General features: G+C 73.2%; 8 protein-coding genes. 6 read left to right on the forward strand and 2 right to left on the reverse strand.

Features of this window, described 5'->3' with window-relative positions:
- The first annotated feature begins 55 nt into the window (after positions 1-55).
- The 6 genes from ABWK99_RS11040 to ABWK99_RS11065 all read left to right on the forward strand — a co-directional run bounded on the left by ABWK99_RS11040 (position 56) and on the right by ABWK99_RS11065 (position 6,781).
- Positions 56-1,033 carry a sugar-binding transcriptional regulator gene (locus ABWK99_RS11040; RefSeq protein ID WP_372594755.1) on the forward strand — a complete coding sequence of 326 codons (978 nt, stop codon included), beginning with the start codon at positions 56-58 and terminating at the stop codon, positions 1,031-1,033.
- Positions 1,030-2,586 (forward strand): autoinducer-2 kinase, encoded by a 1,557-nt coding sequence (gene lsrK / locus ABWK99_RS11045; protein ID WP_372594756.1) that lies wholly within the window; start codon positions 1,030-1,032, stop codon positions 2,584-2,586. The genes ABWK99_RS11040 and lsrK overlap by 4 nt, the downstream gene beginning before the upstream one ends.
- Before the next feature lie 32 nt (positions 2,587-2,618).
- Positions 2,619-3,002: a cupin domain-containing protein gene (locus tag ABWK99_RS11050; protein ID WP_372594757.1), complete on the forward strand. Its 384-nt coding sequence runs from the start codon at positions 2,619-2,621 to the stop codon at positions 3,000-3,002.
- Positions 3,003-3,040: 38 nt separating this feature from the next.
- The gene (gene lsrF / locus ABWK99_RS11055; protein WP_372594758.1) at positions 3,041-3,928 is read left to right on the forward strand and encodes a 3-hydroxy-5-phosphonooxypentane-2,4-dione thiolase; all 888 of its coding nucleotides are present in this window, start codon (positions 3,041-3,043) and stop codon (positions 3,926-3,928) included.
- Positions 3,929-4,034: 106 nt separating this feature from the next.
- The gene (locus ABWK99_RS11060) at positions 4,035-4,862 is read left to right on the forward strand and encodes a lipopolysaccharide assembly protein LapA domain-containing protein (RefSeq protein ID WP_372594759.1); all 828 of its coding nucleotides are present in this window, start codon (positions 4,035-4,037) and stop codon (positions 4,860-4,862) included.
- Between the two features lie 5 nt (positions 4,863-4,867).
- The gene (locus ABWK99_RS11065) at positions 4,868-6,781 is read left to right on the forward strand and encodes an alpha/beta-hydrolase family protein (protein ID WP_372594760.1); all 1,914 of its coding nucleotides are present in this window, start codon (positions 4,868-4,870) and stop codon (positions 6,779-6,781) included.
- A gap of 70 nt (positions 6,782-6,851) precedes the next feature.
- Here the strand turns inward: ABWK99_RS11065 and ABWK99_RS11070 are convergent, their stop codons facing one another.
- Positions 6,852-7,517 (reverse strand): peroxiredoxin-like family protein, encoded by a 666-nt coding sequence (locus tag ABWK99_RS11070; RefSeq protein WP_372594761.1) that lies wholly within the window; start codon positions 7,515-7,517, stop codon positions 6,852-6,854.
- 60 nt (positions 7,518-7,577) lie between these two features.
- Positions 7,578-8,018 (reverse strand): metalloregulator ArsR/SmtB family transcription factor, encoded by a 441-nt coding sequence (locus tag ABWK99_RS11075; RefSeq protein WP_372594762.1) that lies wholly within the window; start codon positions 8,016-8,018, stop codon positions 7,578-7,580.
- Between the last annotated feature and the right edge of the window lie 144 nt (positions 8,019-8,162).

The following is an 8,162-nucleotide window of genomic DNA, read 5'->3' on the forward strand; positions in this document are numbered from 1 at the left end:
GCCCCGTGCCCCGTCCGACCCCGTCCCTATCCCCTTCGTCCTCTCGAGGAGACCGATGGAACCCCAGCCCCGCTCGCGCGGTGATGAGGACTGGGCCGCGCAGGAGCAGCTGCTGCGGGTCGCCTGGTACTACTACGTCGACGGTCTGACGCAGGACGACATCGCCAAGCGGATCTCGGTCTCGCGTGCGTCGGCCGGGCGCCTCCTGGAACGCTGCCGACAGGTCGGCATCGTCACCTTCACCATCAACTCCGAGTACTACGAGTCCTTCCAGGTGGGCCGGCTGCTCAAGGAGCGCTTCGGCCTGCGTGAGGCGCTCGTCCCGCCCATGCTCGACTCCGATGCCCAGGAGCAGTCGCGGGTCAACGCCCGCCTCGGCCGTGGGGGCGCGCAGTACCTGCAGAGCCATCTCAAGGCGGGCGACGTGCTCGGGATGGGTTGGGGCGACACGGTCCAGCAGACGATGGAGGGCCTGCACCCCGACGCAATCGCCAGGGTGAGCACGGTCAGCCTGACCGGGGGGGTCGGCGCCTACGTCAACGCACTGCGGCGGGTCCGGGTCGACCGCGACGCCGGGCTCCAGGACGCGATCCTGCCGACCCCGATCCTCGCCTCGACGGAGGAGCTCGCCGAGGCCCTCCGGGCAGAGACGCTGGTCCAGCAGGTCATCGAGCTCTCACGCCGCGCCGACCATGCCCTCATCGGTATCGGGGCGCTGGGCGGCCAGGCGACCCTTGCGCAGGTCGGGTACGCGACCGGCGAAGAGCTCGCGGAGTACGGCGCGCTCGGAGCCGTCGGTGACGTCCTCGGGCTCTTCTACGACGCGAACGGGGACCTGGTCGACCTGCCGATCCACCGTCGTCGGATCGGGATCGACCTCGACGACCTGCACAAGATCCCCAACGTGGTCGGCGTGGCCGGTGGCATGTCGAAGGTCGACGCGATCCTCGGGGCCTTGCGCGGCGGCTACCTCGACGTCCTCGTGACGACCGAAGAGGTCGCACGGGCACTGCTGGAACGGAGCGACTCATGAGCCACGTGCTCGCCATCGATGCCGGGACAGGCTCGGTCCGGGCCGCCCTCTTCACCCTCGACGGTGCCTACGTCGGCGTCGCCTCGAGGCCGTGGGTGCACGACGCCGAGGCCGGTGTCCCCGGGTCGATGTCCTTCGCGACCGACCGGAACTACGGGCTGCTGGTCGAGTGCATCAGGGAGGTCCTCGCGGTCACGAACACCCCCGCGAGCGCCGTCCAGGCGCTCAGCGCCGGCGCCATGCGCGAGGGGATCGTCGTGCTCGACGCGGCCGGCAAGGAGGTGTGGGCCTGCGCGAACGTGGACTCGCGCGCCGATGCGGAGGTGGTGGACCTGCAGGGTCGGCCAGGCCTGCTCGAGGAGGTCTACCGCCGCAGCGGTCAGACCTTCGCGCTCGCCGCCCAGCCGCGGCTGCTCTGGCTCGCGCGTCACCGCCCCGAGCTGTACGAGCGAGCGCACCGCGTGATCATGCTCAGCGAGTGGGTGCTCCACCGGCTGGGAGCCGCACCGGCGATGGAGCCCTCGAACGGCTCCACCTCCGGGATGATCGCGCTGGCGACCCGTGCCGCCGACCCGGAGCTCGCCAGCATGTGCGGGCTCCGCGACGACCTCTTGCCCGAGGTGCAGGAGCCCGGCGGTCGCGTCGGTCGGTTGAGCACTGCGGCGGCCCGGGACACGGGGCTCACCGCGGGCACGGTCCTCGCGGTCGGTGGCGGGGACGCCCAGGTGGCCGCGCTCGGGCTCGGGCTCACCCGTCCGGGGCAGGTGCTGCTCACCGCGGGTACCTTCTGGCAGCTCAACGTCAACATCGGGACCGCCGTGACCCACCCCGAGATGGCGGTGCGCGTGAATGCGGCAGCCGTGCCGGGTCTGTGGCAGGCGGAGGCCATCGCCTTCCATCCGGGGACGGCCGTCCGGTGGTTCCGTGACACCTTCGCCGCTCCGGAGGTCGAGGCGGCACGCGCGTCGGGGCGGAACCCGCTCGACGTGCTGACCGAGGCAGCGGCCGAGGTGCCGATCGGGTCCCGTGGCGTCATCCCGATCTTCTCCGACGTCATGAACTACCGCCGGTGGACCCACGCGGCGCCGTCGTTCCTCAATCTCGACCTCGAGGGTGGGCCGGGACTGCGCGCCGCCATGTTCCGCTCGCTCCTGGAGAACGCGGCGATCGTCACCTCGGCGAACCTCGAGCACGTGGCGACCTTTGCGCCCGTGCGAGACGACGAGCCGGTGGTCTTCGCTGGGGGTGCCGCGTCGTCGTCGATGTGGAGCCAGATCGTGGCAGACGTGCTCAACCGGCCGCTCAGGGTGCCCGCCGTCACCGAGGCAGCGGCACAGGGAACCGCAGCGTGCGCAGCCGCATCGGTGGGCGCACTCGGCACCCCGGCGGACTGCGCCGGGTGGGTGCGCTGGGAGCGAGAGGTCGAACCCGACCCCGACCGCCACGAGCAGTACCTCGACGTCCGTCGCCGCTGGCAGTCGGCCTACGACGTCCAGCGCGACCTCATGCTCGCGGGGGTGACCACTCCGATGTGGCACGCCCCGGGCAGCTGATCCGAGCACGAAGGCAACGAGAAAGGGATCCCGTGGAACATCGTCACCTGGGCGACACCCAGTTCCGCTTCGGCGAGTTCGGCCCCGGCTATGTGCTGCGGGGGCCCCGCACCGACCTCGGGGTTGTCCGACTCCGGCCAGGGGACGACGCGGCCAACCACTACCACTCGGCCATCGAGGAGACCTTCGTCGGCATCGAGGGCGAGGCCACCGTCTGGCTCGACGGCCGCGAGAGCTTCACGGTCGGCGTCGGCGACGTGTACCAGATGCAGCCCGGCGAGCAGCACTACTTCGTCAACAACAGCGACGCCGACTTCCGCGCCGTCTTCATCAAGGCGCCCTACGACCCGAACGACGGCGTTCCGGTGCCGTGGACGCCCGGTGAGCCGGAGCCCGAGCTCGCACCCGGTCGCTGACCCCCCTCACCACACCACATCTACGGAAGGAACTGACGATGGCCGACCTCGAGGGCAACATCGCCGCCAAGCAGTACTACCTGGACACGCCTGCGCAGGCCCGGGGATTCCACGTCAAGGGCGCTGCCGGGCTGGACTTCGGCATGCAGCACCGCCTGGGTCGGATCTTCGACGCCACCGACGGGCGGACGGTGATGCTGGCCTTCGACCACGGGTACTTCCAGGGGCCGACCAGCGGCCTCGAGCGGATCGACCTGTCGATCGTCCCGCTCGCGCCCTACGCCGACGCCCTGATGGCGACCCGCGGCATCATCCGGTCGACGCTGCCGGCCGCGGCCACCAACCCCTTGGTCGTCCGTGCCTCCGGTGGGCCGTCGATCCTCAAGGAGCTGTCGGACGAGCGCCTCGCGATGGAGATCGAGGACGCCGCGCGGATCGACGCGGCTGCCGTCGCCGTCCAGGTCTTCATCGGCGGAGAGCACGAGACCCAGTCCGTGCACAACATGACGACCCTCGTCGACGGCGGCCTGCGCCTCGGCATCCCCGTCGTCGGGGTGACGGCGGTCGGCAAGGAGCTGACCCGGGACGCGCGTTACCTGCGCCTGGCCACGAGGATGATCGCGGAGCTCGGCGCACAGATCGTCAAGACCTACTACTGCGACGAGGACTTCGAGACCGTGACCGCCGCCTGCCCGGTGCCGATCATCATGGCCGGTGGGAAGAAGCTGCCCGTTCTCGACGCCCTGACGATGGCCCACAACGCCATCAGCCAGGGCGCCGCGGGCGTGGACATGGGACGTAACATCTTCCAGCGGCAGCGCCCGGTGGCGATGATCCAGGCGGTGCGTGGGGTGGTCCACCAGGGGCTGACCCCCGCCGAGGGCGCCGAGCTCTACCGCGAGCTGTCCGACGGAGCTGCCGACTGAGGTCGTGGCCGCCCCCTGGTCGACGGGATCGGGTTGTCCGCGCGAGCGGGGGGCGGCAGCGGTAGCGTGATCGGTGCAGGTCCGGCGATGATCGGGAGGCCGTGTCATGACTCCGTCCAACCCCTTCGGCAAGCGGAACCGCGACCAGCAGAAGGCGGCTGAGAACGCCCCGGGTCCCGACGGCGCCGAGCGGTCCGGTGCCGGCCAGACCGGTGGGTCGCACGCCGTCGGAGCGGTCCGGGCGAGCACGGCGCCCGAGGCAGGGCTGACACCCCAGGTCGACTCCGTCGTCGCCCGACCGCGAGGCGACGGTGCGCCGACGTCGACCCGCGCGGCCGAGGGCGCGCCGTCCGCGCGCGACGCGGCCGTCACGGTGCCCGGGGCGACTGCAGCGAAGCCGGCGACGCCGTCAGGCGCGACGCCTGCGCAGCCGGCGACGGCGGCCGGGGCGACTCCCACGAAGCCGGCTGTCTCGCCCCCGGCGGCGCCCGCGACGCCGGCGACCGCGACCGGGGTGACGCCCGCGAAGCCGACCACGCCCTCCGGTGCGGCTCCCGCGAAGCCGGTCACGCCGTCGGGTGCGGCGCCTGCGAAGCCGACCACGCCTCCCACCGCGCCTGCCTCGACCAAGGGCGCGATCGTCGATTCGCACCGTGCGATGTCGACGACCAGGGCCGCGGCAGCGTGGTTCGCCACCGCGGTCTCGCTGGTGATCCTCGTCCTGCTGATCATCCTCATCCTGGAGAACCAGGAGACGGTCGAGGTCCGCTACCTCGGTCTCCAGGGATCCCTTCCGCTCGGCACCGCACTGCTCATCGCGGCGGTGGCCGGCGGCGCGATCGTCACGATCGTCGGCGTGGTCCGGCTGACCCAGCTGCGCATCATGGCGCGTCGAGCACGGCGTCGGGAGCACGAGATCGCGAAGCGCGACTGATCCACGTGCCCGCGGCAGCCGAGGCGGCACGCGACGGCCGGCTCACCCCGAGCCGGCGGGCAGGGGTCGTCGCGGCGGCCGCCACGGTGCCGCTGAGCCTGGTGCCCCTGCTGCGGCCGCGGTCATGGCTCGACCAGGGGGTCGTGACGGGGACCTCATCCGCCCTGGGCTACGCCATGACGGCGACGGTGCACGATGTCGTCCTCGGGACCGCCGACCGCCTGCTGACCGCGCTGGGCCGGGGAGACGGGGTGGTGCGCACGGGGCGAGCCACGCTCGCGGTCGACGTCGTCGGGCTCCTGGTGGGGGCGGGGGTCCACCTGGCCCTGCCACGGCGCGAGGACGAGCCGGCGCTGCGGGCCGTGGCGCGCACCGGGGCCAGGATGATCGCGTCCGCATGCGCCTCCGGAGCCGTCCCGGGCGCGATCGACGCGCTCGCCGGACGGCTCGACCCCGAGCGCCTGCCCGCACGCGCCCTGCGGACCGTGCCCGCGTCGGCCCTGGTGGGCGCGGCCGTCGGCGTCGGAGCCCAGCGGTGGCGGGACCGGCGGGCCCGTGCGGCGGGCCTCGACCTGCACCGGGAGCGACGGGCACCGGTGCGCCCGTCCTACGACGCCGGTGCCCTGCTCCTGCTCGGTGCGGTGGCACCCCTCGCGGTCGAGCGGGCTCTCTCGCAGGTCGCCATCGCCCGGCTCGAACGGGTCGGGCTGGCGAGGACGGGCGCGCGCCCGTTCCGCCACCGGACGGCCGTCCTGGGGCACGCCTCGGCGACATTGGTCATCGCCGCAGGCCTGTACGGCTTCGGGGCAGTCGTCTACCGCCGAGCCGAGCAACGGCTCGGAACGCCGGACCCCGACCTCGCCGAGCCGCCGTCGAGTCCCTGGGTCAGCGGCTCACCTGGGAGCGCCGTGGAGTGGTCGCGGCTCTCGCGCGAGCCCCGGCGGCACCTGGTGCGGGTCCGTCCCGCCGCGCGGATCGCCGAGGTGATGGGGGAGCCGGCCCGCGAGCCGATCCGGCTGTACGTCGGCCTGGACAGCGCGCGAACCGTCGAGGAGCGCGTGGCGCTCGCCATGGCGGAGCTCGACCGCACGGCCGCGCTCGACCGGTCGCTGCTCGTGCTCTGCTCGCCGACGGGCTCGGGATTCGTCAACCACGTCGCCTGCGCCGCCTGGGAGCTCCTGAGCAGGGGGGACTGCGCGACGCTGACCCTGCAGTACGCGAACCGGCCTTCGCCGATGGCGCTGGACCGGGTGGACGAGGCGCGCGAGCAGAACCGTGCCGCGTGGAGCGCCGTGGCGGAGGCCGTGCGAGGCAGGCCGCCGGACCGACGGCCGCGGGTCGCGTTGTTCGGCGAGAGCCTCGGGGCGCACACGAGCCAGGACGCCTTCCTGCACACCGGGACGGCTGGCCTGGCACGGGCGATGATCGACCGCGCGCTCTGGTTGGGCACCCCGGCCGCGAGCGCCTGGTCGCGGCGCGCCGACGCCCTCGCCGTCGGTGAGGTCTCCGAGGACGGCATCGTGCGCCTGACGGGCGCCCAGGAGATCGACCGGCTCCATCCCCGAGCTGCCGCGCGGGCCCGGTACGTCCTGCTCGCGCACGACGACGACGCGATTCCCCTGTTCAGCCCGGAGCTGTTGATCCGCGAGCCCTCGTGGCTGGCCGGTCCGCGGCGTCCGGGGGTTCCGGGGCAGGCCGCGTGGTCCACACCCGTCACGTTCCTGCAGTGCGCGGTCGACGTGAAGAACGCCAACAACGCCGTGGTGGGAGGGTTCGACGCCGCGGGCCACGACTACCGCGCCGACCTCGCCCGGGCCGTGCGGTTCGCCTTCGGCCTGCCGTGCACCGAGGCTCAGCTCGCCGCGGTCGAGCGCGCGCTGCGCGTCGAGGCGGCAGAGCTCGTCGCGCTGTGGGGGTGATCGCGGTCGTCAGGGGCGGCGGCGCGCCCAGCACCGGCCCGCCGCCGGGAGTCGGCGGCAGTCCGGTCGGTCAGGCCGAGGGCGCCTGCGCGGTGAGCGAGGCGACGGCGGCGACGAGGTCGTCCGGCTCGGCGCGGCGCCGGTGGTCGGTGTCGACGAAGGCGTACCGCACCACCCCGTCGGTCCCGACGACGTACGTGGCCGGGACCGGGAGGATCTCTGTCGTCGTGCCGCGGGCGCGCGCCGCCTTCGCCTCGGCCTCCGTCAGGACCTCCCGGGTCACCGCGTCGACGGTGAAGCGCAACCCGTACGCCGTGATCGTCGACCCCTCGGTGTCCGAGAGGACGGCGAACTCCAGCCCGGCCTTCTCTGCCGTGCTGAGGGAGGAGTCGGGCGCCTCGGGCGAGATCGCCACGAGCGTCCCCCCGGCCGCGCTCAGCCGGGGCATGGCGGCCTGCAGGGCGCGCAGCTCGAGGGTGCAGTACGGGCACCAGCCGCCGCGGTAGAAGGACAGCACCACGGGGCCGTGCTCGAGCAGGGAGCTGAGGGCCACGGCTCTGCCGGTCGCGTCCGGGAGCGTGAAGGCTGGTGCGAGGTCCCCGACGGCAACGGCGGTCCGGTCGATCCCCGACGCCGCGACGGCCGCGACCGCAGCGAGGCGCTGCGCCCGCGTCTCCGGGCTCGCGGCCGCTGCGGAACGTTCGGCCTGGGCGTGCAGGTCCTCGGCGAGGGTCATGAGGGCTCCTGGGGTCCACGACGCGAGGCTGTCCCGCGCGGTGCCGACCGGAGGTGCCGGTCAGGCAGGTGTCGGCTGCTGTCCTCGTCGGGAGGCCGGGCCGCACCCGGTGCCAACCCTGTCCGCGCCGAGGGTGTTCCCGGAGCTCGCGTCCGGGTGCACCGGGGTCAGCACCAGCGCGAGCGCGGCCAGGGCCGCGGGCACGACGGCGTAGTAGGCCCAGGTGGACCGCTTCTCACGCGTGAGGATCCCTGCCTGGTGCAGCACCTTGAGGTGGTGGGAGACCGTCGGCTGCGAGAGTCCCAACGGTCCGGTGAGGTCGCAGACGCAGGCCTCGCCTCCGGTGCTCGCGGCGAGCAGGGAGACGAGGCGGAGTCGCGCCGGATCGGCCAGTGCCTTGAGCCGGGCGGCGAGGACGAGGGCTTCGTCGGCCGACAGCGGTGCCTGCGTGAGCGGCGCGCAGCAGGCCGGCTCGACCAGCGGGAGGCTCGTGGAGGACATGGCCCCAGGCTAGAGCGAGGATCGACGACTGTCACCATAGATGCTCGTCGATGTTGGCGAGCGGTCGGCAGTGACCTGCGCACGATCCGGGACCTACGTCCCACCTGGGCGGATGGTGAGTTTCTACTGTTGTTTACGTGAAAA

This window comes from Actinotalea sp. (assembly GCF_041597215.1).
In the GTDB taxonomy this organism is placed as follows: domain Bacteria; phylum Actinomycetota; class Actinomycetes; order Actinomycetales; family Cellulomonadaceae; genus Actinotalea.